Genomic DNA, 22,748 nt, shown 5'->3' with positions numbered 1-22,748 from the left:
AGATGACTGTCGGCATCGTCACGGATTCCTCGGCGCGGCTACCCCGGGGGCTGTTGGATGCGTACGGAATCCAGGTGGTGCCGATGCACATTCTGGTCGACGGCACCGACTTGCGGGATATGGTGGACGAAGTTCCCGACGGCATCCACGATCGTGATGCCTCCACAGCCGGGGCGACCCCGATGGAGCTGGGCGCTGCCTATGGTCAAGCTCTGCAGGGCAGCGGCGGCGACGGGGTTCTGGCCGTGCACATCTCGTCGGCGATGTCGGGGACCTTCGGCGCCGCCCAGCAGGCGGCGCGGGAGTTCGACGGGGCGGTGCGTGCCGTCGATTCACGTTCTGCGGCAATGGGTACCGGTTTTGTCGTGCTGGCCGCGGCAAAGGCTGCTGCAGCCGGCGGGGATCTGGACGCGGTGGGGGCGGCCGCCGAGGCGGCGGTGCGTCGCAGCCACAGTTTCATCGTGGTCCAACAGCTGGACAATTTGCGCCGAAGCGGACGTATCGGTGGGGCCGCCGCATGGTTGGGTACCGCCCTGTCCCTGAAGCCACTGCTGCGAATTGATGACGGCAAACTGGTTCTGGCGCAACGGATTCGCACTGCATCGAAGGCTGTGATGGCGATGCAGGATCGAGTCTGTGAGCTGATCGGGGATCGGGTGGCGTCCATCGCGGTGCATCACGTCGCCGACCCGGCCGCCGCCGACGAGTTGGCCGCGGCCCTGCAGTCGCGATTGCCCGGATGTGAACCGCCGATTGTCACCGACCTCGGTCCGGTGCTGGCATTGCACGTCGGCGCAGGCGCGCTGGCCGTGGTCGTCGATGTGTGAGGTCGGTGAACGGCCAGATCACCCGGAAAAGCGGCCGGTCACCGGCGGCAGATCCTTCAGCGTGACGATGCCCGGGCGGGCGGCTACGACGGCAGGTACCGCGTTGGTGACCGGCATCGCGGTGTAGATCATTCCGAGGCCCATGAAACCGGGCTCGGTCCAGTCCCGCGGTGGCAGGCAGTGCAGCACAGTCCGCATGTTGGGGGTGCCGAACACCTGGATGACGTGTCCGTGCTCCAGGGGTTTCGGCGGAGTGACGTGTTCGCCCATCGTCCAGTTGAATCCGACGCTGACGACGTTGCGGTCGCCCACCCAGCCCCGGTGATAGCCGTACACGGAGCCGACGGTGCCGGCCGGGATCGTCATGAATCCCAGATCGGTGTCGCCGGTCGCCGCGGTGAACTGGACGTCAAAGGTCATCCGGTCCAGCTCTGCTCCGATCGCGTCGGCCATCATCGCCGCTGATTCGGCAAACACCTCGCTCTCGCGACGCACGCTCTCGGCCAGACCCGGAGTGTCGGGATCTTGACCGAATCCCATCGCCGACTGGGTTCCCGCCGATTCGTAGGTCGAGCAGTCCACCGACTCGGTGATCCGGATTTCGTCGACGCGCTCACAGGAGCCCGACAACACCATGCCGACCATGTTGGTCATCCCCGGATGGGCGCCGCTGCCGAAGATCGTGGAATTGCCGGTCTCGCACGCGGTCAGGATGCGCGCCCGGTCGGCGGCGCTCTGTTTGCCGCCGGTGATCCAGGCGGCGGTGGTGCAGACATTGACGCCGTTCTCCAGCAAGGCGACCAGCTCGTCGATACTCGGCCACAGCGGGTTGTAGCAACACGCGTCGGCGCCGAGCTGCAGGAGCGCGTCGATGTTGTTGGTGGCCAGTACCCCCGTCGGCTCCGGATGGCCCGCCAGTTCGGCGGCATCCTTGCCGACCTTGTCCTCGCCGTGCGCGTACACGCCCACCAAGTCCAGGTCGGGGCGGCCGATGATCGCGTGTAGCGATCGGCGGCCGATGTTCCCGGTGGTCCACTGGATGACCCTGAGTGGTCGTTGGCTTGGCGTGGCAGTCATCGGCACTCCCCGGTAGTAGACAGTTCTGTGATTATGTACTCAGTGGTTGCCGGGCAGGGGCGGAACCTGGTTATCCACACTCGGGGGACCATCCACAGCTGACGGTGGCCGGGTCGCCTCTGGCCGCTCGGAGTCGCCGTGGCTACCTACGGTCGGGCGTATGCCAGCTGAACGGCGTATGCCAGCCGAACTGCCCACCGAGCGATTGCGCCGCCGACTCGGTGACGTCTCCAGTGATGTGTTCAGCGACCCCGAATCCGACATTGACACCGACACGGACGCACCTCGGACCGATGACCCGCACGACCTCCTGCCGCGCTGGCTTCCCGACGCCAAGGGGCAGCGGCCCGGATGGTGGGAGACGGTGCGTGCCGACCCCGGTCGCGCCGGCACAGTGGCGCTCGCCGCGGTGGCCGTGCTGGCGGTCCTGGTCACAGTCTTCACGCTGATCCGTGATGAGCCGGACCCGGTGGTGGCGGCGAAACTGCCTGCGGTGGAGATGGTGTCGTCGGGCAGCCCGCGTCCCGACGACACCCCAGCCGCGAATCAGCCGGTCATCGTCAGTGTGGTCGGCCTGGTGCAGAAACCGGGCCTGGTGACACTCACGCCGGGCGCCCGGGTCGCCGATGCGCTGGCGGCCGCCGGTGGGGTGACCGACGGTGCCGACACGATCGGGCTGAATCTGGCCAGGCATCTCGGCGACGGTGAACAGGTGGTCGTCGGGCTGGCGCCGCTGCCGGGGCAACGCCCCGGGCTGGCCAGTTCGGTGACCTCGGACGGTTCGGGAGCCACCGACGGTGCGGTGGCCACCCAGCCCGGCCCGCGGGCCGGGCCGAGTGACCGGGCGGGCACCCTCATCGACCTCAACGCCGCAACCATCGAACAACTGGACACGCTGCCCGGGGTAGGGCCTGTCACCGCGGCGGCCATCGTGGCCTGGCGTGAGGCCAACGGGCCATTCGGCAGTGTCGAGCAGCTCGGTGAGGTCGACGGCATCGGGCCTGCCCGCCTGGACAAGCTGCGAGACCTGGTTCGGGTGTGACGGTCGGTGACTGATGCGGCGGCCGAAGCGACCCGTTACGACCTGCGGTTGGTGCCTGCCGCGGTGACCGGTTGGGTGATCACCGCGGCAGGCGTCCTGTGGCCCGTCGGGGTGCCGATGACTGCCCTGTGTGCGGTCATTGCCGTGGGAGCAGCAGTGGCATCGCGATGCCTGACGTCACGGGCGGTGAGCCTCGCCGTTCTGGCGGCCGCAGCTGTCGGGGTGGGCTTCGGTATTGCGGTGACCATGCGCGACAACGCGATTCGTGATCACCCCGTCACCCAGAGCATGGGGCGTCAGGTCGAGGCGACGGTCCTGGTGACGGAGAGTCCGCGGGTTGTCGGCGGTAGCCGCATGCTGATCCGCGCGGATCTGCGACTACTGAACGACCGCAACATCCGGGGACGGATCATCATTTTTGCCTCGGTGCGCGATTTCGGGGAGGTCACCGCGGGGCAGTCGGTGCGGCTACGGGCCAGGATCGGGCCGCCGACACGACGTGATCTCACCCTTGCGGTGTTCACCGCAACCGGCCGGCCGACGATCGGGCCGGCCACCGCCGTCCAGCGTGGAGCCCAGGCGTTGCGCAGCCGGTTGGCGGAGTTGGCCCGCGAGGTGCTGCCCCCTGATCAGGCTGCGCTGCTGCCGGCATTGGCGCTGGGGGACACGTCGGGGCTGTCGCCGGTGTTGGTCAAAGACTTTCGAACCTCCGGGCTCACCCACCTGACCGCGGTCTCCGGAGCCAACGTCACCATCGTCTGCGGTGCGGTATTGCTGTCGGCGGTGCTGGTGGGACCCCGCATTGCCGTGGCACTGGCCGCCGTAGTCCTCGTCGCCTTCGTGGTGGTGGTGCAGCCGACGGCCAGCGTGCTGCGGGCCGCCGTGATGGGCGCGATCGCGCTGGTGGCGATCGTGTCGTCGCGACGTCGGCAGGCAATCCCCGCACTGGCGGCCACGGTGATCGGCCTGCTGGCCGTGGCGCCCCAGCTGGCCGTCGACATCGGATTTTTGCTGTCGGTATCGGCGACGGCAGCACTGGTGGTGCTGGCGCCGATCTGGTCGCAACGGCTGGTGGGGCACGGCTGGCCCAAGCCCGTCGCCGACGCGGTGTGCGTGGCGACGGCGGCCCAGCTGGTCACTGCACCACTGGTCGCCGGGATCTCCGGAGCCTTCAGTGTCGTTGCAGTCGTCGCCAATGTGCTTGTCGCGCCAGTCATTGCGCCGATCACCGTGTTGGGGACAACCGCCGCAGCGGTATGTCTGGTGATGCCCGGCGTAGGGGCGCTACTGGTCCGCTTCAGCGGGCCCGAATTGTGGTGGTTGTTGTCGGTTTCGCAGTGGTCCGCCGGAATCCCGCACGCGGCAGTACCGGTGCCGTCAGGGTTCGCCGGTGCGGCGGTGGTTGCTGCGGCGACAGTGGGTACTGTGCTGCTCTGGCGTCTGCTGTCTACCCGCATCGCACTGGCCGCGCTGGTGATCTGTCTGCTCGCCTGGTTGATCTCTGGCTGCACCGACGGGCGGCTGACCGGCCTGTCGGCAGGACATGGCACCATCATCGAGTGAGCCAACAGGTTCAAGGATTACATCTGATTCTCGGCGAGGAAGATCTGCTCGTCGAGCGTGCCGTGCTGGCTGTGCTCAACCAGGCACGTGACCTGGCCGGAACGATGGACGTTCCCGTGGACAGGTTGCGGGCCGGCGACGTGAGTACCAGTGAGCTCGCCGAACTGCTGAGCCCGTCGCTGTTCGCCGATGAGCGGGTGGTGGTTCTGGAGGCAGCGGCCGAGGCGGGTAAAGATGCCGCGGCGATGATCGCGGCGGCAGCCGCCGACCTGCCAGAGGGCACCATGTTGGTGGTGGTGCATTCCGGCGGCGGTCGTGCCAAGGCGCTGGCCGGGCAGCTGCGTGAGCTCGGAGCCGACGTCCACCCGTGCGCCAAGATCACCAAGGGCAGTGAGCGCGCCGACTTCGTGCGCGCCGAGTTCCGGTCGCTGAAGATGAAGGTCAGTGAAGATACAGTCACGGCGCTGATCGATGCGGTGGGCTCGGATATCCGAGAGCTGGCGTCAGCGTGCTCGCAGCTGGTCGCGGACACCGATGGTCTGGTTGACCCGGCCGCGGTGCGTCGCTACCACAGCGGCAAAGCTGAAGTGAAGGGCTTCGACATCGCGGACAAGGCCGTGGTCGGTGACGTCGCGGGTGCCGCCGAAGCGCTGCGCTGGGCGATGATGAGCGGTGAGCCCCGGGTGGTTCTCGCCGACGCGCTGGCCGAAGCGGTGCACACCATCGCCCGGGTGGCGCCGCTGTCCGGCGACCCCTACCGGTTGGCCTCGGAACTGGGAATGCCGCCGTGGCGGATCCAGAAGGCACAGAAACAGTCGCGACGGTGGTCCCGTGAAGGTGTGGCGACCGCGATCCGCTTGGTGGCGGCGCTCAACGCCGACGTCAAGGGTGTCGCAGCAGACGCGGACTACGCCTTGGAAACGGCGGTGCGGAAGGTTGCCGAGATCGCGGCTGGCGGTCGCGGCTGAGGCGTGCCCGGGACCACGCCCGGCTAGCGCCACCCGGACAACGCCACCACGATAACGCTGCCGAGAACGACAACGCTGCCGAGAACTCTGCCCGGAAACCGTGCCACGGAAACACTGACGGCAGCCGCATCCCTCGGACGCGATCACAAGGATCACGTCGTGATCACGTGGATCACTATGAGGTGGTGCGACTGCCGCGGACGTCTCGGGCGTAGCGCCCGGACGCTCAGAGCTTGTTGAGTGCCAGCGCCAGCGCGGACTTCTTGTTCGCTGCCTGGTTCTTGTGGATGACACCCTTGGTGGCAGCCTTGTCGAGCTGACGGCTGGTCGATTCGAGCAGCTCGGAAGCCTTGCTCTTGTCGCCGGCGTCGACGGCTTCACGGAACCCGCGGACAGCCGTGCGAAGCGACGACTTCACCGCCTGGTTGCGCAGTCGGGCGCGCTCGTTGGTACGGATGCGCTTTTCCTGCGACTTGATGTTGGCCACGCGTGAGTTCCTTCGCACTTTCTAGAAGCTTGTGTCTGGACGCCCCAAGGGTGGAGGCCAGCGCGCCCGGCAACGGGCAGCGAGTGTTCAGGTTACCAGCAGGGCCGCCGATCTCCCAAAGTCGACTCGACTAACCTGCCGAAACGCCGATTGTGCGGCAGCATGTGACGGGTGAGTCTTCGAACCTTGCCCAGTGAGACTGGTCGGCAGTCGCGTGCCACCGCCCGATCGGCAAAAAAACACGAGCAGATCTTCGGTGGCTACGACCAACGCGGCTCCTATGACCAGGCGTTTGACGAGATGTTCGACGCTGCGGGCAATGTTCGCGGTCCCTACAAGGGGATCTACGCCGAGCTTGCGCCGTCGGATGCTTCCGAGCTTGCTGCGCGCTCCGATGCGCTGGGGCGCGCATTCATCGACCAGGGCATCACCTTCTCACTGTCCGGGCAGGAGCGGCCGTTCCCGCTGGACCTGGTGCCTCGGGTGATTTCGGCCGCGGAGTGGTCCCGCCTGGAGAAAGGCATCACCCAGCGGGTCAAGGCACTCGAGATGTACCTCGACGACATCTATGGCGACCAGGAGATCCTGCGTGACGGGGTGATCCCGCGCCGGCTCATCACCTCCTGCGAGCACTTCCACCGGGAGGCGGCCGGCATCGTCCCGCCCAACGGGGTGCGTATCCACGTTGCGGGTATCGACTTGGTGCGTGACGGTCAGGGCACCTTCCGGGTACTCGAGGACAACCTGCGGTCTCCCTCGGGGGTGTCCTATGTGATGGAGAACCGTCGCACCATGGCCCGCGTGTTCCCCAACCTGTTTGCGTCGCACCGGGTGCGTGCGGTGGGTGACTACTCGTCGCACCTGCTGCGGGCGCTGCGCAAGTCGGCGGCCACCAACGAGGCCGATCCCACGGTGGTGGTGCTGACCCCGGGTGTCTACAACTCGGCCTACTTCGAGCATTCGCTGTTGGCCCGACAGATGGGCGTCGAACTGGTCGAAGGTCGTGACCTGTTCTGCCGCGACAACACCGTCTATATGCGCACCACGGAGGGTGAGCGCCAGGTCGACGTCATCTACCGGCGGATCGATGACGAGTTCCTGGACCCGATGCATTTCAAGCCGGACTCGGTGCTCGGTGTCGCCGGTGTGCTCAACGCCGCCCGCGCCGGCAACGTGGTGATCTCCAGCGCCATCGGCAACGGGGTCGGTGACGACAAGCTCGTCTACACCTACGTACCGACCATCGTCGAGTACTACCTCGGTGAGAAACCGTTGCTGGCCAACGTCGACACCTTCCGGTGTTGGCTCGACGACGAACGCGAAGAGGTGCTCGACCGCATCGACGAGCTGGTCATCAAACCGGTGGAAGGCTCCGGTGGCTACGGGATCGTCTTCGGGCCCGATGCCTCCGAGAAAGAGTTGGCCGCCATCTCCAAGAAGGTTCGCAGCGATCCGCGCGGCTGGATCGCCCAACCGGTGGTGCAGCTCTCGACGGTGCCCACCCAGATCGATGACAAGCTCGCGCCCCGCCATGTCGACCTGCGCCCGTTTGCTGTCAACGACGGTGACAGCGTGTGGGTGTTGCCTGGCGGTCTGACTCGAGTCGCGTTGCCCGAGGGGTCGTTGGTGGTGAACTCCAGCCAGGGCGGCGGCTCCAAGGACACCTGGGTGCTGGCCTCCCGCACTTCGGCCGCCGTTCGTGAGCTCGGTGCCGCCGAAGTGGTGCGTGCCCTGCCGAAATCCCCGAGACCGGGTGCCGAACGCAACGGTGATGCCGGGTTGTCCCAGCAGCAACAGCAGCAGTCCGCGGTCGTCCGTCATGCACAGGGATCGCAAGGCCAGCAGCAACAGCAACAGCAGCAGCAGCAGGCGGTGGTCGACTGATGTTGGCTCGCAACGCCGAATCACTGTATTGGATCGGGCGCTACGTCGAGCGCGCTGATGACACCGCGCGGATTCTCGACGTCACAGTGCATCAGCTGCTCGAGGATTCCAGTGTGGATCCCGATCAGGCATCGCGGGTGCTGCTGCGGGTGTTGGGGATGAAGCCACCCACAAGACCGCTCGACGTGTGGTCGCTGACCGATCTGGTGGCGTTCAGCCGTGACACCGACGGCGGCTGCTCCATCGTCGAATCCATCTCAGCGGCCCGTGAAAATGCCCGTGGTGCAAGGGAAGTCACCTCGACTGAAATGTGGGAGTGCCTCAACGCCACCTACAACGCGCTCGGTGAGCGAGAGCGGGCGGCCAAGCGCCTGGGCCCGCACGAATTCCTGGGTTACGTGGAGAACCGGGCGGCGATGTTTGCAGGCTTGGCCGATTCGACGTTGTCGCGTGATGACGGCTACCGATTCATGGTTCTCGGGCGGGCCATCGAACGTGTCGACATGACGGTGCGAATGCTGTTGGCGCGAGTCGGGGACAGTGCGTCCTCCCCGGCCTGGGTCACCGTGCTGCGCTCAGCGGGAGCGCATGACACCTACCTGCGCACCTACCGGGGGGTACTCGACGCCGGCCGGGTGGTCGAGTTCATGTTGTTGGACAGGCTTTTCCCGCGGTCGGTGTTCTACTCGCTGCGGCTGGCCGAGCACAATCTCGACGAGCTGATGAACCGTCCGCACAACCGGCTCGGGGCCACCGCCGAGGCCCAGCGGTTGCTGGGCCGGGCGCGCAGCGAGCTGGAGTTCCTGGGGCCGGGGTTGTTACTGGAGTCGCTCGAAGAGCGGTTGGCGGCTCTGCAGAAGACCTGCTTCGACGTGGGAGAGGCGTTGGCGCTGCAGTACTTCCATTCTGCTCCGTGGGTCGACTGGACCGACGCCGGCCGCAACGGATCAGTGGTCATCGAAGAAGGCGAGATTTAGATGTGGCGTATGCGGGTGGTGCACGCGACGGGGTATGCCTACAAGTCGGCGGTCACCGCGTCCTTCAACGAAGCTCGGCTGACGCCACGGTCGGACTCACGTCAGAACGTGATCCTCAACAGGGTGGAGACGGTGCCTGCGACGCGCTCGTACCGGTACGTCGACTACTGGGGCACCGCGGTGACGGCGTTCGACTTGCATGCTCCGCACACCGAACTCGAGGTCACCTCCTCGTCGGTCGTCGAGACCGAGAAGTCCGAACCGCCGGAGACAACCGTCAGTTGGGAAGACCTCGCCACCGACGCCGTGGTCGACAAATTCGATGAATACCTGCGGCCTACTCACTACACACCGGCCAGCAAGCGCATCGAACGGGTCGGCAGGCGCATTGCCAGGGACTACGAACCCCAGCAAGCCGTCATCGAGGCGGCGCGGTGGGTGCAGGCTGAGTTGCAGTATGTGCCGGGTACCACCGGGGTGCATTCATCGGGACTGGACGCATTGCGGGAAGGCAAGGGCGTCTGTCAGGACTTTGCGCATCTGAGTCTGATCCTGTTGCGCGGGATGGGAATTCCTGCCCGCTATGTGTCGGGATACCTGCATCCCAAGCCGAAGGCCAAGGTGGGCGACACCATCGAGGGACAGAGCCATGCGTGGGTGCAGGTGTGGACGGGCGGCTGGTGGAATTACGACCCCACCAACGACGCCGAGATCAACGAGCAGTACATCAGTGTGGGGATGGGCCGGGATTACGCCGACGTCACGCCGCTGAAGGGCATCTATTCCGGTGCGGGCTCCACCGATCTCGACGTCATCGTCGAGATCACCCGCCTGGCCTAGAGATCCGATTCAGGAGGTTTTGGTGGGTGCGGCCTCGGCGCGTCTCGAGGCCGACCAGCGGGCGCTTTCGCTCTGAGCGGCGAGCATGACGGCGTCCGCGATCTGGAGCAGCTTGGTGTCCTGCGGCGGATGCTGGATCGGTTTGGCGACCGACCGTCGCATCACCACAGAGCCGAGCTGGTCCGATGTCATGTGAGGCACCACCAGCAGGGTCGCGATGGAGTCGTTTCCGGCCACCACCATCAGGCGGGGCCGTCGAGCCGGGTCACCGCTGACGAACTGTCCGGCGGCAAACGTGTTGAGGTCGCGCGGACCTTCGGTTACGGACCAGTTGATGAGGATGTCGACGACTGCGCCGAGGGACTGCTGGAGAACGCCGACCAATTCGGGGAGTTCGCTGGCTATCGAACCGGTGTGGGGCCACCAGGCCCCGTCGATGTCGCTGCCCAGCGGTTTCGTGAGGGCAATTCTGACGGGTCGGGCCAAGCGCCGCGAGCCGTCGAGTCCGTTCACGGCCTCGCCGGCGACGAGGACTGTTGGTGCGGGCTGTCCGAGAAGAGCGGAGCGGTCGGGGCCGGGATCTTGGTGTTGTCTTCGCCGGTGGTCGACTCCGGGTCGTAGGGATGGGAAAACAGGTTGTACAAATCTGTCACGGGTGTCCTTCAGTAACTGATCGGCTGTGCTGGTGCGCCACGGGGGACGGTCCAATCTGCGGCCTTGGTCAGCCGGATAATTAGTGAACCGGCAACGGCACGGGCTTGAGCTGCCACGTGCTCGGCATGCCACCAGTGCCACCAACCCTACGCTCCTGTCTTGAGACCGCAACGCCGACACGGAGAATTCAGGGGTCAGCCGATCTCCACGCGGTGCAGATCGTCACCGAGTTCAACCCGTCCGCTGAACTCGGTTGCAGCCAGTGCCCGCCACTGATCCTCCTGGCCGGGGATCAGCGCCGGGACGTAGTGCGTCAGTATCAGTGTCTGCACTCCGGCCCGTGCGGCCGTCGCGGCGGCCTGCTCCACCGATGAGTGGTAGTCCATGATGTCCTTGAATCGCTGCATCGGCACCAGGTCCACGAGGTCTTTTCGGATCACGGTGTGTACCAACGCATCCGCGCCGGAAGCCAGTTGATCCAAGTCGGCACACGGCACGGTGTCGCCGGCCAGCACCACGGACGCTCCGTCGTGTTCGATCCGGAATCCGACGGTCGGCTCGACGGGCCGGTGGTCGGTGCGGCCGGCGGTGATGAGCACCCCGCCCTCATGCCACACCGTGCCGTCGGCGTACTCCACTATCACCGGAGGCGGTTCGTTCAGGTCGGCGTGATGGGCGATTCGGTAGCCGATGTCGAAGCGGAAAGCCTTGAGGGTGGCCTCGACGACCTCGGCGGTGCCGGGCGGCCCGATGATCTGCAGCGGCGGAAGGTCGGGGGTGAAGTTGCTGACCCACCGGGTGATGATCACGTCCCCCAGGTCGGTGATGTGATCACTGTGCAGGTGGGTCAGCAGGAGTGCGGTGATGCTGGTGGCGCCCAATCCCACCGCAGCCAGGCGTTGCAGTACGCCGCGCCCGCAATCGATGAGGAAGGTCTGCCCGCCCGCGCTGACCAGCGTCGAAGGCCCGGCCCGGTCGGCGTCTGGAATCGGCGAGCCGGTGCCCAGGAGAGTGACGTTGATCATTGCCCATACCTAACCGGACGGCCCGACGATGTGTGGCGTGTTCCGGCCGCAGAGTGTCGGCCGTTGCGGGCGGGTGCGGGCCCACTGGTGGCCACATCCGTTGCGATGACCCCGAGCCCGGTGGTCGCGATGCCAGGAGTTGGATACAGCATCTTCACAGCCGGCGGGTCAAGGCTTAGCCTGATGTGAGATAGATCACTTGATGGGAGGAGCGATGCGCATCGCGGACGTGCTGCGGGCCAAGGGGGATGCCGTGGCAACCATTACCCCGCAGACCTCGGTCGGTGGGTTGTTGTACGAAATGGCGTTGCACAACATCGGGGCCATGGTGGTGGTGTCGCCCGATGGGGTGGTGGGGATCGTGTCCGAGCGTGATGTGGTGCGCAAGCTACACGAACTCGGTGCCGATCTGGTGCGACGGCCGGTGTCGGACATCATGTCGGTGCGAGTGGAAACCTGCGCGCCGGGCGATTCGGTGGACAGTGTGAGTGCGTTGATGACGCACAACCGGGTGCGGCATGTACCGGTCATCGACAACGGGCGGCTGGCCGGCATCGTGAGTATCGGCGATGTGGTCAAGACTCGCATGGAGGAGCTGGAGGCCGAGCAGGAACAGCTACAGGCCTACATCACCCAGGGTTGAATGAGGCGGTGACCCGTCCGGCGCGCAAATCCGACCTACCCGGCCTATCGCGCACGCTGGGCCGTGCGTTCTTCGATGATCCGGTGATGTCCTGGATGTTGCCCGACCCCGAGAAACGGGCCAGGGGATTGCCCGGGCTGTTCGCGACGATGACGCGGTTCCACTTCCTGCCCGGAGCCGGTACCGAAGTGGCGACCACAGCGCCCGGCGACATTGCCGCCGCCGCACTCTGGGATCCGCCCGGCCGGTGGAAACAGTCGCTGCTGGAGGGCTTGCTGATGCTGCCCGGGGTTCTGCGGGCATTCGGTCCTCGGGTGCTGGCCGCCCAGGTGGTCGCCGCCCTGATGAACGAGCACCACCCCGAGGAGCCGCACTGGTATCTGTCGGCGATCGGCAGCGATCCCGCTCACCGCGGCACCGGATTCGGGCGGGCCCTGATGGAATCGCGGCTGGACCGGTTGGATGCCGAACACGCGCCGGCCTACTTGGAGTCGACCAAGGAGGACAACGTGCCCTACTACCAGCGGTTCGGTTTCGAGGTGACGCGGGAGATCACGCTGCCCGACGGTGGACCGATGATGTGGGCGATGTGGCGACAGCCACGCTGACCGCCTCAGGACCAGGAGTAGTCGGCACGTAGTCGGGTGGCCACCACGTCGAAAGTGGTGCGCTCGACGATCGCTCCTTCTCGCCGGATGCCTTCCTCCGGCACGTCGAGAACCCGGTCGAGCCGCACCCAGCTGGGCCGTCCCTCGTGATCCCACGGGCCGCTGCCGATGCCGATCCAGTCGGGATCCTCGGCGTGGTGTGCCTGGCTGGACAGCATCAAGCCCAACAGCGTCTGACTGTCGCGGCCAACGACCAGCACGGGACGGTCTTTGCCCCGGGTGGGGTCGTCTTCGAACACCACCCAGGTCCACACGATCTCACCGGGATCGGCGCGACCGTCCAGATCGGGGGAGTAGGCGACCTTACGGGCGCGCTGGCTGGTCGGGACCACGTTGTTGGTGATGGGCCGTCCGGCGGGAATTGCGGCGCGCTTCTCGGCGGCACGCTGTTCGGCAGCATTGGCGGCCAGCGCATCGATGCCGACCTTGAGGCCCTGGACCAGCCCCCGCTGAAGACCCTGCTGGAGGTTGCGCTGCATCGCCTGCGGGTTCTGTAACTGCTTGACGAGCTTGGGTGCTTCGTTGAAGACCAGCCCACCGGCGGCCTTGAGTACCTGCTGGAACGACTTCCACTGCGTCGCCATGACATGCAGCATAGGCGAGGTTCCTGGCCGCGATTGTGTCGTGAGGGTCGCCGCTCGATACTCTGGACAGGCCTAACCGGGCGTTATGAGGGCAAGCACGACCCATGTCACCAGGAGATTCCCATCAGCAGTTTCGCCGACAAGACCTTCACCGCCCCGGCGCAGATTCGCAACTTCAGCATCATCGCCCATATCGACCATGGCAAGTCGACCTTGGCGGACCGCATGTTGGGGATCACCGGGGTTGTCGCTGACCGCGATATGCGAGCTCAGTACCTCGATCGGATGGACATCGAGCGCGAGCGCGGCATCACCATCAAGGCGCAGAACGTCCGGCTGCCGTGGACGGTCAACGATGAGCAGTTCGTCTTGCATCTCATCGACACGCCCGGCCACGTCGACTTCACCTACGAGGTGTCCCGCGCGCTGGAAGCCTGCGAGGGCGCCGTGCTGTTGGTGGACGCCGCGCAGGGCATCGAGGCGCAGACGCTGGCGAACCTCTATCTGGCGCTGGACCGTGACCTCACGATCATCCCGGTGCTCAACAAGATCGACCTGCCCGCGGCGGATCCCGACCGCTATGCGGGCGAGATCGCGCACATCATCGGCTGCGAGCCCGAGGACGTGCTGCGGGTGTCCGGTAAGACCGGGGTCGGGGTGCCCGAGCTGCTGGATGCGGTGGTGCGTCAGATTCCGGCTCCGCAGGGTGAGGCCGACGCGCCGGCACGGGCCATGATCTTCGATTCCGTGTACGACATCTATCGGGGCGTGGTGACCTACGTCCGCGTGGTGGACGGCAAGCTCACCCCGCGCGAGAAGATCAAGATGATGTCCACCGGCACCACTCACGAACTGTTGGAAGTCGGCATCGTCTCGCCGGAACCGAAGGCCACCGCCGGTCTCGGCGTCGGCGAGGTCGGCTACCTCATCACCGGTGTGAAAGACGTGCGGCAGTCCAAGGTCGGTGACACAGTGACGACGGCGCGCCACGGTGCCACCGAGGCGCTGACCGGCTACCGCGAACCCAAGCCGATGGTCTACTCCGGGTTGTATCCGGTGGACGGGTCCGACTACCCGAACCTGCGGGAAGCCCTGGACAAGCTGCAGCTCAACGACGCCGCGCTGACCTACGAACCGGAGACTTCGGTGGCGCTCGGGTTCGGTTTCCGGTGCGGCTTCCTGGGCTTGCTGCACATGGAGATCACCCGTGAACGCCTGGAGCGTGAGTTCGACCTCGATCTGATCTCGACCTCGCCGAACGTCGTCTACCGGGTGATCACCGAGGGCAAGAACACCCCGGACGAGGCGCTGATCGTCACCAACCCGTCCGATTGGCCGGAAGGCAAGATCCGGGCTGTCTACGAACCGGTCGTCAAGACCACCATCATCTCGCCCAGTGAGTTCATCGGCAGCATCATGGAGCTGTGCCAGTCCCGGCGCGGTGAGCTCGGCGGTATGGACTACCTGTCGCCGGAGCGGGTGGAGCTGCGCTACACCATGCCGCTCGGCGAGATCATCTTCGATTTCTTCGACATGCTGAAGTCGCGCACCCGCGGTTACGCCAGCCTCGACTACGAGGAGTCCGGCGAGCAGGAGGCCGAGCTGGTGAAGGTCGACATCCTGCTGCAGGGTGAGGCCGTTGACGCCTTCAGCGCGATCGTGCACAAGGACTCGGCTTCGGAGTACGGCAACAAGATGACCGGCAAGCTCAAGGAACTGATCCCCCGCCAGCAGTTCGAGGTGCCTATTCAGGCCGCCATCGGCGCGAGAATCATTGCCCGCGAGAACATCCGGGCCATCCGCAAGGATGTGCTGTCCAAGTGCTACGGCGGTGACATCACCCGCAAGCGCAAGCTGCTCGAGAAGCAGAAGGAGGGCAAGAAGCGCATGAAGACCATCGGCCGGGTGGACGTGCCGCAGGAAGCCTTCGTCGCGGCGCTGTCAACAGACTCCGCGGGCGACAAGCCCAAGAAGTAGCCAGACAGCCCGCACTTCCAGAACAGGCCGAGCGAGCGTGTTTGTCCGGCGACGCTCCGTGTTTGCCGTACAAACACGTGCCTTCGAGCGGGTGGTGCGATCTCTAGGAGGCGACGACGATCGTCGATGCCCTTGTCGAGAACGCCGACTGAGTCGGTCCTGCTCATGCAGGACCGACTTCGACTGTCGGCATGTTGACCACCGGTGCCGTTGACCAGGATCGGGGCCGATCGCGCTGAGCGGCACCAAGATCCGTTGTCAGTTCCTCAGCCCAGCGCCCCATAGAGCTCGGGTCGACGATCGCGAAGGAAGGGACGCGTCCGGCGGGTCGCCGCAATGGTGTCGGCGTCGAGATCAGCGATGGCGATACCCGCGCCCTCGTCGACCTGAGCGAGTATCTCGCCGCTGGGCCCGTACACGGCGCTCATTCCGAAGTAGTCCTTTTCGATCTCCAGACCGGATCGGTTTGCGCAGACGACCCCCATGCCGTTGGCGATGGCCAGCGCACGCAACTCGATCTGGAACACCTCGCGCATGGGCGCACTTGCGCACGCGACGGGCAGAGCGAGGGCAATGCCTCCATCGAGTGCCACGGCGCGGGCAAGCTCAGGGAAGTGCCGCTCGTAACAGATGATGGTGCCGACCCTGCCTGCCGTCGTGTCGACGGCAGTCGGTGGTTCGGCGCCAGGGCGGAAGTAGAACTTTTCCGGAAAGCCGTTCGAGAACGGCAGGTGCGACTTGCGGTACGTCTGAACGAGCTCGCCCGCCGAGTAGGTACAGGAGGTGTTGTGGTAGACACCGGGCACCGCCGCCGCCTCGAAAACCGAACCGACAACGGTGATTCCGTGGCGCTCCGATGCCTCGCGTGCCATGGTGTTCGACGGCCCGTCGAGCGCCTCGGCGAGGGCGAAGTACTCGGGGTCCGGGGTCGGTTGCACAAACGGCACAGCGAACAGCTCGGGTAGGACGACGAGGTCGGCGCCCTGCGCGGCCGCCTCGTCGACAAGCGCCTGCGTCGCCCGAATGGTGTCGCTGACCGTCCCACCGACGCTGGTCTGGATGGCAGCAGCGCGCATCAGTTATCTCCTCGCTTCAACCGGTCGTTTGCCGCCGAGAAGATCCCGTCGAGCATCTCGATACCGAGGTCGAGCTCTGCCTCGGTGATGACCAGCGGCGGGGTCAGGCGCAGCACGTTGTTGTTCGCCGATAGGTAGATGCCCTTGGCCCAGCCGTCGGCGACGATCTTCTGCATCGGGGCCGCGGCTGGGCCGGTGGCGTTGAATGGCACGAGCGGAGCCTTGGTGATGCGGTCGCTGACGAGCTCGACCCCGAAGAACAGTCCCTTGCCCCGCACGTCACCGATGATCGGGTAGCGATCACGCATACCTTGCAGGGCTCGCTCGAGCTGCGTACCGCGTTCGCGCACGTTGTCGAGGATGCCCTCCTCCTCGATGATGCGCAGCGAGGCGACCCCCGACGCGCACGCCAGCGGGTGTCCGGCATAGGTCTGGCCGCCCCAGAATTTGTTGGCCTCGAGCCATTCGCGCGAGCGGTCGCCCACGATCATCGCTCCGAGCGGCACATATCCCGAATTGAGGCCCTTGGCGCTGGTGATGATGTCAGGCACCACGCCCCAATGGTCGACGGCGAACCACTCACCGGTTCGGCCGAGACCGGCCATCACCTCGTCGGCGATGAGCATGATCCCGTAGCGGTCACACACTTCACGCAACGAGCGTAGATAGCCGTCAGGTGGCACGAGCAAGCCGTTTGTCCCAGTGATGGACTCGACGATGATCGCGGCCACCGTAGAGGGATCCTCGTACTGCAGGATCTCCTCGACGTGCGGAGCGCCGAGGCAGACCGGGCACTCTTCGGGGGGCCGACCGGTGGGCGTGCGGTACACGTCAGGGTCCTGAAACCGCACGATGCCGGGCACCAGTTGGCCGCCTGCGTTGTGCCGAGGATCGCCCGTGGCGGCCAGCGCGCCCAGTGTTGCCCCGTGGTAGGAGCGGTACCTCGCCATCACCTTCTGCCGCCCGGTGATGTGCTGAGCGAGTCGGATGGCGTTTTCGTTCGCTTCGGCACCACCGGTGGTGAACAACGACATCGACAGGTCACCCGGAGCGATGTCGGCGAGCATCTCGCCGAGCTCGGAGCGGGCGCGTGCCGCAAAGCCCGGACCGACGTACGCCATCTCTGCGACGGCCTGCTGGATGGCCTCGACCAGGCGGGGATGCTGGTGGCCGAGGTTCAGATTCACCAGCTGGGACTGGAAGTCCAGGACGCGCCGACCGTCTGCGGTGAAGAACCACGATCCCTCGCCGTGGGTGACGACCGCTTGGGCGGGTTTACCTTGCTGCGACCAGCTACGGATGACGTAACGCTGGTCGGAGGTCAGTACCCGCTCAGGCGTCCACACCTCGGAGCGCGCCCGTATCAGTACATCACTCATTTCGCCACCTCCGCTCCAAAGGTCGCCAGCCGCGCCAGGGGACGTCCCGTGTTGGCCGCCAGGCATGCCACCACGATCTCGTCGGGCCGCGGTGCGTCGGCGATCGTCAGGGTGATCGTCTGATGGTGGGACCGTGTCTTCGAATCGAGCTTGTGCTTCAACGGTACGTCGATGGAAGCGCCTGTCACGCCGACCTTCTCGGCGGCAGGGAGCAGCTCGGTGCCGCCCGCGGCATTGCGGAACTCGTTTCCGAAGCGCAGATTGTGAATGAGGGCCGAACCGTGCTCGACCTCACCGCCGATGCCCACGAGCGCGGCCTTGCCGAAGGCCTCGACCTCGGTGCCGAGCAACTCGACCGTCGCCGGGCCCAACAGTGCCCCGATCTCCTGGCCGATCTCATCGGCCTTCGTCACCAGGTCCTCGATGTATCCGCCAGTACCGTAAGGGTTTTCGATTACTGCGGCGACCCAGGCGACGACGTGCAGGCGGGGGACGTCGTGACCGTTCTCCCGGGTGGTCTCCTCGCGGTGACGGACGATCTTCCTGACGACGATGCTCATGCCTGTATCTCCTGGGGGATGTGTTGTAGATACGCCTCGGGGCGGCGGTCGCCGAGAGGACGGTTGAAGGGGTCGCTACGCCTAGCCTGGCGCGAGCCGACCGGGTCGATGTCGGCCCAGATGAGATCTGGCTTGTCCGTTCCTGGGCGAGACAGGAGCCAACCGTCGTGGCCGACGATGACGCTGGAACCGATGAACTGTTGCCCGCGCTCGACGCCGACGCGACTGGCTGCCGCGACGTAGAGCTGGTTCGAGTGTGCAGCCGACATGGTTACCAGATGCGCCAAGGGCGGCATATCCGGGGGCTGATGCGGGTTGGGCACCCAGTCGCTGGGCGCCAACACCAGATCGGCGCCTTGTAGTGCCATGGAACGGAAGCTCTCGGGGAACCAGGCGTCGTAACAGATCAGCATGCCCACCCGGCCGAATGGTGTATCGACGACTGGGAATCCGCCGTCGCCGGGTGTGAAGGAGTCGTGCTCGGAATTCCAGAGATGTACCTTGCGGTACACCGCCGCGACACCGTCGGGCGAGACGAGAGCGGAGGAGTTGTACACCTGGTCGTCATCGCGGAGCTCGGTGAAACCGCCGCAGACCCAGAGGTTTCGGTCGCGCGCCTGGGCGTGCCAGGCCCGGATCGTCGGACCGTCGAGCCGTTGAGCAGTGGCGCGTGACTCGACTGTCCCAGTGAAAGCCCAACCTGCCGAGGCGCATTCGGGCAGCACCACCAGGTCTGCATCCACCTCGGCGGCAGCCCGGATGGCCTCCACGGTTGCCGCGATGTTCGCCGCAACGTCACCGATGACGGGGTCGGTCTGCGCGCACGCCACGCGGATCGCAGACGCCGTCCTGCGGGTCATGGCTATCGGCCACCCTCTTGGAGTTCGACCTGCGCACGCTGCCAGTCGGTGCCCATGGAGTCGTAGCCCTGTTCGGCCATGATGTTGCGCGCTGCCTCGGTCAGGTCGGTGCGGTAGCCGTTGACGGGTGGCGCAGTGAGTACCCCGCCGGCGATTGCGTTGCGCACCGTTTGGTCCCAGGCGGCTTCGTCGACATCGCCGATTCCGTTGGTGGACGGCCAGATCAACGCGTTCACCTCGTTCATCATCCACTTCTGATGACTGGTACCGAGGGCGCTGCCCTGCTTGAGCACGAAGTCGACGCAGGCGTTGCTGTCGTCGCGGCAGTCGGCCCACCCCATGTAGCTTGCGGCGAGGAAGCGTGTGGCGATATCGGCGTTGTCGCCTTCGGCGAGCCAGCTTTCGCGGGCGTAGATGCCGTCCTCGAGCGAGGCGTAACCTTCGTCCTGGAGGTTGATCACCGAGAAGTCCTGGGGCTGGTACAACTTGCCGGTATCGGGGTTTTTGGTCTCGAGCAGCTGGGCGTACTCGTTGTAGGTCTTCGCTTGAACGCTGTCGGCTTCGCGGTTCACCAGCATCGACATGTCGAACGGCTGCTGTAGTACGTCGACATCGGTGTTCGGCTCGACGCCGTTGTCGCGCAGCGCCGTGTAGAGCACGAGTTCGTTACCGCCGCCCCAGGATCCCATGCGGGTGCCTTTGATGTCGGCGAGCGAGTCGATGCCTGAGTCGGCCCAGGCAACCTGTAGATAGGCGCCGCGCTCGAAAACCTGGCCGATGTTCACGATGTCGGCGCCCTGCTCGCGCGAGACCATGCTCTTGACGACATGCGAGACGGCGAATTGGGCGTTGCCCGAGGCCAGCACCTGCTGCGGCACCACGTTGGTGCCGCCCTCTTGAATGGTGACGTCGAGACAGAGATCGGCGTAGTGCCCGTTCTCTTTTGCCGCGTAGTAGCCGGCGAACTGCGCCTGCGCCACCCACTGGAGTACGACGGTGACTTTGTCGACGCTTTCGCAATCGGCGTTCACCGGCGCTGCGGTGGGTTGCTCGCCCATGCCGGAGCATGAGGACAGGACGATCGCGGCCGCTGCGAGCGCGGGAACAACGCGCGCTGTGCGCCATTTGCGAGAAAACATGACGGGTGAACCTCCTAGGTCCGGCTGAGGGAGTGGTGCCACGGCATGGCCAAGCGCTCGAGCAGCAGCACGAGGCCGTAGATGGCGAGTCCGAGGACGCTTGCGGCCGCGACGGCGGCCCAAGTCTGTTCGAACCGGGACAGCGCCGCAGTATTGGCAATCAACACGCCCAGCGCATTGATGGTGCCACCGAAGTATTCGGCGACGATGATGCCGATCACCGAGAGAGTCGAACCGATCTTGAGACCGTCGAAGAGCGACGGCAGCGCGCCGGGAATCCTGACCCACAGCATGAGTTGCACGGGCGAGGCCGAAAGCGAGTCCATGAGCTCGCGGTGGAGCGGGTCGACGCGCAGCAGCCCGCGGGTGGTGTTCACCATGACGGGAAAAAAGACCATGATGGCGGCCACCGCGATCTTCGACATCAGGTTCGTCGTACCGAACCATTGGTTGAAAATCGGTGCGAGCGCGACGATGGGGGCGCAGCTGACGATCGCGACCATGCCCAGGACGGTGACGGCGAATCGCTCGAACATGCTGACCACGAATGCGGCGAGCACGCCCGTCACCGCACCCAGCGCCATTCCCCCCACCACCGCGGTCGCGGTGACCTGCATCGCCGAGAGAATCATCGACATGTTGGTGTTCAGTGCAGCGGCGATCGCGCTGGGGGCAGGCAGCAGATAGGCCTGCACGTTCAAAGCCCGCACCAGAAGTTCCCAGAGCGCCAGGGAGCCGATACCGACCACGACGGGTGGCAGTACCTGATGGAGCATCATGTGGGCACGTGCTCGGCTGCGGCTGCGAGGCAGCGTCGCCGAGGTCACACGCTGCTCCGCGTCTCGTCGAGCACGCCGTGCAGGGCTTCGCGTACCGCTGACTCGGCGTGGAAATACCCATCGCTCAAACGGGTCTCGTCGTTGCGGTAGGTCGGAAGGTCGATGGTGATGCGTTGGGCGATGCGGCCTGGTCGCGGGGACATGACCACGACCTCGGTCGACAGGAAAGCCGCCTCGGCGACAGAGTGCGTGACAAAGACGACGGTGGTGTTCGTTTCCTGGTAGATCCGCAGCAGCTCGCGTTGCATGTGTTCGCGGTTCATCTCGTCCAGTGCGCCGAGGGGCTCGTCCATCAGCAGCACGCGGGGCTGGAACGACAGCGCGCGGGCGATCGCGACGCGCTGTTGCATGCCGCCCGAGAGTTGACGGGGGCGGTGGTCTTCGAAGCCGTCGAGTTTGACCAGCCGCAGCATCTCGCGGGCGCGCTCGCGGCGCTGCTCGCGTGGGGCGCCCTGCACCTGCAACGGCAGTTCGACGTTGCGCCGGACCGTGCGCCAGTCCATCAGCCCGGCCTGTTGGAACACCATGCCGTAGTCGCGGCGCTTACGCGCCTCTGCGGCGGTGCTGCCGTGGAGTTCCACATCACCGGTGGATGGCTTGATCAGGTCGCCGATCACCCGCAGCAGCGTGCTCTTTCCGCAGCCGGAGGGGCCGAGCAGCGAGACGAACGCGCCGGGTTGGATATCGAGGTTGATGTCGTCGAGCGCGTGTACGGGACCGCTCGCGGTCTCGAACACCTTGCTGACGCTTCGCAACGAGATGGCCGGGGGGCTGGTACCAGGGGTGGTGGTCATAGAGTCCTCTTCCGCAGCACGAGTGTTTCGACGACGGTGATGATCTGCACGAACAAGACGCCTGCAAGGGACGCCACGAGTACGGCCGCGAAGAGCTTCTCGGGGCCGGTCGAATAGAAGTAGGCGGCGCTGAGAATGGCGCGACCGATGCCCCGTCCCGTGCCTGCTGAGAGCTCACCGACGATCGCGCCGATGACACTCGCAGTCGCGGCGAGTCGGAGGCCGCTGAACAGCGAGGGGATCGCCGCCGGGATACGGACCCACGCAAGGGTCTGCAGCCGGGACGCGTGCAGTGACCGCATGAGCTCGACGTGGATCGGGTCGGCTGAGTTGAGCCCGGTGAGCACGTTCACCGTGACGGGGAAGAACGACAGATACGCGGAGATGATCGTGACGGCAATCCAGCTGGGTAGGCCGAGGCCGCCCACCCAGATCACGATGATCGGGGCGAGCGCAACTAGGGGGATCGTCTGTGAGACGACGAGCCACGGCATCACACCGCGGGCAGCGATCGGGATCTCCCGCAGCACGATGGCGAGCACGATGCCGAGCGCACTGCCCAGCGCCAGCCCGAACGCCGCTTCGCGCAGTGTCACGCTCGTTTCCACGAGCAGGTAGCTCAGCAGCGACGCGTCAGTCGCGCTCGATGCCGGAGCGAAAAGGGCCGAGAAGATGGTCCAAACGTGCGGCATCGCGGTGTCCGAGGAGGACACCGGCAGTGCGACGTCGGTGAAGGGAACGCGGTCACCCGTCGCTGCGCCGAGCGCCTTGTACGCCTCCCACAGCGCAAGGGCGCCGACTATCAAGGCCGCGACGATCGCCGCCTGCTGCACGACACCGCGGCGGCGACGGCTGCGGTTCGCGGCTGTCCGCGCGGCGCGCACG

24 protein-coding genes are annotated in these 22,748 nt (G+C 65.9%); 10 read left to right on the top strand and 14 right to left on the bottom strand.

Annotation, left to right across the window (positions count from 1 at the left end):
• The first annotated feature begins 2 nt into the window (after nt 1–2).
• A complete protein-coding gene (locus WBB07_RS11450; RefSeq protein ID WP_526307688.1) occupies nt 3–827 on the top strand; it encodes a DegV family protein in 825 nt (274 codons plus the stop codon).
• 18 nt (nt 828–845) lie between these two features.
• Here WBB07_RS11450 and WBB07_RS11445 read toward each other — a convergent pair whose 3' ends face one another.
• Nucleotides 846–1,904 (bottom strand): NAD(P)H-dependent amine dehydrogenase family protein, encoded by a 1,059-nt coding sequence (locus tag WBB07_RS11445; RefSeq protein ID WP_526307686.1) that lies wholly within the window; start codon nt 1,902–1,904, stop codon nt 846–848.
• Nucleotides 1,905–2,082: 178 nt separating this feature from the next.
• Here WBB07_RS11445 and WBB07_RS11440 point away from each other — a divergent pair, with 178 nt between their 5' ends.
• Genes WBB07_RS11440 through holA form a run of 3 tightly spaced genes read left to right on the top strand, consistent with a single transcriptional unit; the run spans nt 2,083 to nt 5,477 of the window.
• On the top strand, nt 2,083–2,946 hold the full coding sequence (locus WBB07_RS11440) for a ComEA family DNA-binding protein (RefSeq protein ID WP_526307759.1): 864 nt from the start codon (nt 2,083–2,085) through the stop codon (nt 2,944–2,946).
• A 6-nt stretch (nt 2,947–2,952) separates the two neighbouring features.
• Nucleotides 2,953–4,509 (top strand): ComEC/Rec2 family competence protein, encoded by a 1,557-nt coding sequence (locus WBB07_RS11435; protein ID WP_526307684.1) that lies wholly within the window; start codon nt 2,953–2,955, stop codon nt 4,507–4,509.
• On the top strand, nt 4,506–5,477 hold the full coding sequence (holA, locus tag WBB07_RS11430; protein ID WP_526307682.1) for a DNA polymerase III subunit delta: 972 nt from the start codon (nt 4,506–4,508) through the stop codon (nt 5,475–5,477). The genes WBB07_RS11435 and holA overlap by 4 nt, the downstream gene beginning before the upstream one ends.
• A gap of 226 nt (nt 5,478–5,703) precedes the next feature.
• Here the strand turns inward: holA and rpsT are convergent, their stop codons facing one another.
• Nucleotides 5,704–5,964 carry a 30S ribosomal protein S20 gene (gene rpsT / locus WBB07_RS11425; RefSeq protein ID WP_526307680.1) on the bottom strand — a complete coding sequence of 87 codons (261 nt, stop codon included), beginning with the start codon at nt 5,962–5,964 and terminating at the stop codon, nt 5,704–5,706.
• A 186-nt stretch (nt 5,965–6,150) separates the two neighbouring features.
• Here rpsT and WBB07_RS11420 point away from each other — a divergent pair, with 186 nt between their 5' ends.
• The 3 genes from WBB07_RS11420 to WBB07_RS11410 are packed head-to-tail and all read left to right on the top strand — an operon-like array spanning nt 6,151 to nt 9,665.
• Complete coding sequence (locus WBB07_RS11420; protein WP_526307757.1) at nt 6,151–7,848, top strand: circularly permuted type 2 ATP-grasp protein; 1,698 nt, start codon at nt 6,151–6,153, stop codon at nt 7,846–7,848.
• Nucleotides 7,848–8,825 (top strand): alpha-E domain-containing protein, encoded by a 978-nt coding sequence (locus tag WBB07_RS11415; protein ID WP_526307678.1) that lies wholly within the window; start codon nt 7,848–7,850, stop codon nt 8,823–8,825. Before WBB07_RS11420 ends, WBB07_RS11415 begins: the two co-directional genes overlap by 1 nt.
• Complete coding sequence (locus WBB07_RS11410; protein WP_526307676.1) at nt 8,826–9,665, top strand: transglutaminase-like domain-containing protein; 840 nt, start codon at nt 8,826–8,828, stop codon at nt 9,663–9,665.
• 9 nt (nt 9,666–9,674) lie between these two features.
• Here WBB07_RS11410 and WBB07_RS11405 read toward each other — a convergent pair whose 3' ends face one another.
• From WBB07_RS11405 to WBB07_RS11395, 3 genes are all read right to left on the bottom strand, one after another.
• Complete coding sequence (locus WBB07_RS11405) at nt 9,675–10,178, bottom strand: DUF5994 family protein (RefSeq protein WP_526307674.1); 504 nt, start codon at nt 10,176–10,178, stop codon at nt 9,675–9,677.
• Entirely contained in the window at nt 10,175–10,318 is a 144-nt protein-coding gene (locus tag WBB07_RS11400; RefSeq protein ID WP_526307672.1) for a hypothetical protein, read from the bottom strand. Before WBB07_RS11400 ends, WBB07_RS11405 begins: the two co-directional genes overlap by 4 nt.
• A 195-nt stretch (nt 10,319–10,513) precedes the next feature.
• A complete protein-coding gene (locus WBB07_RS11395; protein WP_526307670.1) occupies nt 10,514–11,344 on the bottom strand; it encodes a ribonuclease Z in 831 nt (276 codons plus the stop codon).
• Between the two features lie 214 nt (nt 11,345–11,558).
• On the opposite strand from WBB07_RS11395, the gene WBB07_RS11390 reads away from it, so the two are divergent.
• Together WBB07_RS11390 and WBB07_RS11385 are read left to right on the top strand one after the other, a co-directional pair.
• Nucleotides 11,559–11,987 carry a CBS domain-containing protein gene (locus WBB07_RS11390; RefSeq protein WP_526307668.1) on the top strand — a complete coding sequence of 143 codons (429 nt, stop codon included), beginning with the start codon at nt 11,559–11,561 and terminating at the stop codon, nt 11,985–11,987.
• 8 nt (nt 11,988–11,995) lie between these two features.
• A complete protein-coding gene (locus tag WBB07_RS11385) occupies nt 11,996–12,595 on the top strand; it encodes a GNAT family N-acetyltransferase (protein WP_526307666.1) in 600 nt (199 codons plus the stop codon).
• Nucleotides 12,596–12,600: 5 nt separating this feature from the next.
• On the opposite strand, the gene WBB07_RS11380 is transcribed toward WBB07_RS11385, so the two are convergent.
• Complete coding sequence (locus WBB07_RS11380) at nt 12,601–13,239, bottom strand: type II toxin-antitoxin system PemK/MazF family toxin (RefSeq protein WP_526307664.1); 639 nt, start codon at nt 13,237–13,239, stop codon at nt 12,601–12,603.
• Nucleotides 13,240–13,296: 57 nt separating this feature from the next.
• Here WBB07_RS11380 and lepA point away from each other — a divergent pair, with 57 nt between their 5' ends.
• Complete coding sequence (lepA, locus tag WBB07_RS11375) at nt 13,297–15,216, top strand: translation elongation factor 4 (RefSeq protein WP_526307755.1); 1,920 nt, start codon at nt 13,297–13,299, stop codon at nt 15,214–15,216.
• Nucleotides 15,217–15,482: 266 nt separating this feature from the next.
• Here the strand turns inward: lepA and WBB07_RS11370 are convergent, their stop codons facing one another.
• From WBB07_RS11370 to WBB07_RS11335, 8 genes are all read right to left on the bottom strand, one after another.
• Entirely contained in the window at nt 15,483–16,292 is an 810-nt protein-coding gene (locus WBB07_RS11370) for a nitrilase-related carbon-nitrogen hydrolase (protein ID WP_526307662.1), read from the bottom strand.
• A complete protein-coding gene (locus WBB07_RS11365; protein ID WP_526307660.1) occupies nt 16,292–17,671 on the bottom strand; it encodes an aminotransferase family protein in 1,380 nt (459 codons plus the stop codon). The genes WBB07_RS11370 and WBB07_RS11365 overlap by 1 nt, the downstream gene beginning before the upstream one ends.
• Nucleotides 17,668–18,231: an amino acid synthesis family protein gene (locus WBB07_RS11360; RefSeq protein ID WP_526307658.1), complete on the bottom strand. Its 564-nt coding sequence runs from the start codon at nt 18,229–18,231 to the stop codon at nt 17,668–17,670. Before WBB07_RS11360 ends, WBB07_RS11365 begins: the two co-directional genes overlap by 4 nt.
• Complete coding sequence (locus WBB07_RS11355; protein WP_526307656.1) at nt 18,228–19,091, bottom strand: nitrilase-related carbon-nitrogen hydrolase; 864 nt, start codon at nt 19,089–19,091, stop codon at nt 18,228–18,230. Before WBB07_RS11355 ends, WBB07_RS11360 begins: the two co-directional genes overlap by 4 nt.
• 2 nt (nt 19,092–19,093) lie before the next feature.
• Nucleotides 19,094–20,230, bottom strand: coding sequence for an ABC transporter substrate-binding protein (locus WBB07_RS11350; RefSeq protein WP_526307654.1), 1,137 nt, complete (start codon nt 20,228–20,230; stop codon nt 19,094–19,096).
• Between the two features lie 14 nt (nt 20,231–20,244).
• A complete protein-coding gene (locus tag WBB07_RS11345) occupies nt 20,245–20,979 on the bottom strand; it encodes an ABC transporter permease (RefSeq protein ID WP_526307652.1) in 735 nt (244 codons plus the stop codon).
• Nucleotides 20,980–21,053: 74 nt separating this feature from the next.
• A complete protein-coding gene (locus WBB07_RS11340) occupies nt 21,054–21,806 on the bottom strand; it encodes an ABC transporter ATP-binding protein (RefSeq protein ID WP_526307650.1) in 753 nt (250 codons plus the stop codon).
• Between the two features lie 53 nt (nt 21,807–21,859).
• Nucleotides 21,860–22,748, bottom strand: an 889-nt coding sequence (locus tag WBB07_RS11335) for an ABC transporter permease (protein WP_526307648.1), incomplete at its 5' end; no start/stop codon positions are given.

This window comes from Mycobacterium sp. (assembly GCF_049647605.1).
Classification (GTDB): Bacteria; Actinomycetota; Actinomycetes; order Mycobacteriales; family Mycobacteriaceae; genus Mycobacterium.
This window is presented reverse-complemented; position numbering and strand designations above follow the sequence as displayed.

What these genes read in the sequence shown, in the direction of transcription:
- WBB07_RS11450 (WP_526307688.1), top strand. Translation starts at nt 3, where the DNA reads ATGACTGTCGGCATCGTCACGGATTCCTCGGCGCGGCTACCCCGGGGG.
- WBB07_RS11445 (WP_526307686.1), bottom strand. Translation starts at nt 1,904, where the DNA reads ATGACTGCCACGCCAAGCCAACGACCACTCAGGGTCATCCAGTGGACC.
- WBB07_RS11440 (WP_526307759.1), top strand. Translation starts at nt 2,083, where the DNA reads ATGCCAGCCGAACTGCCCACCGAGCGATTGCGCCGCCGACTCGGTGAC.
- WBB07_RS11415 (WP_526307678.1), top strand. Translation starts at nt 7,848, where the DNA reads ATGTTGGCTCGCAACGCCGAATCACTGTATTGGATCGGGCGCTACGTC.
- WBB07_RS11410 (WP_526307676.1), top strand. Translation starts at nt 8,826, where the DNA reads ATGTGGCGTATGCGGGTGGTGCACGCGACGGGGTATGCCTACAAGTCG.
- WBB07_RS11395 (WP_526307670.1), bottom strand. Translation starts at nt 11,344, where the DNA reads ATGATCAACGTCACTCTCCTGGGCACCGGCTCGCCGATTCCAGACGCC.
- WBB07_RS11390 (WP_526307668.1), top strand. Translation starts at nt 11,559, where the DNA reads ATGCGCATCGCGGACGTGCTGCGGGCCAAGGGGGATGCCGTGGCAACC.
- WBB07_RS11380 (WP_526307664.1), bottom strand. Translation starts at nt 13,239, where the DNA reads ATGGCGACGCAGTGGAAGTCGTTCCAGCAGGTACTCAAGGCCGCCGGT.
- WBB07_RS11370 (WP_526307662.1), bottom strand. Translation starts at nt 16,292, where the DNA reads ATGCGCGCTGCTGCCATCCAGACCAGCGTCGGTGGGACGGTCAGCGAC.
- WBB07_RS11365 (WP_526307660.1), bottom strand. Translation starts at nt 17,671, where the DNA reads ATGAGTGATGTACTGATACGGGCGCGCTCCGAGGTGTGGACGCCTGAG.
- WBB07_RS11360 (WP_526307658.1), bottom strand. Translation starts at nt 18,231, where the DNA reads ATGAGCATCGTCGTCAGGAAGATCGTCCGTCACCGCGAGGAGACCACC.
- WBB07_RS11355 (WP_526307656.1), bottom strand. Translation starts at nt 19,091, where the DNA reads ATGACCCGCAGGACGGCGTCTGCGATCCGCGTGGCGTGCGCGCAGACC.
- WBB07_RS11350 (WP_526307654.1), bottom strand. Translation starts at nt 20,230, where the DNA reads ATGTTTTCTCGCAAATGGCGCACAGCGCGCGTTGTTCCCGCGCTCGCA.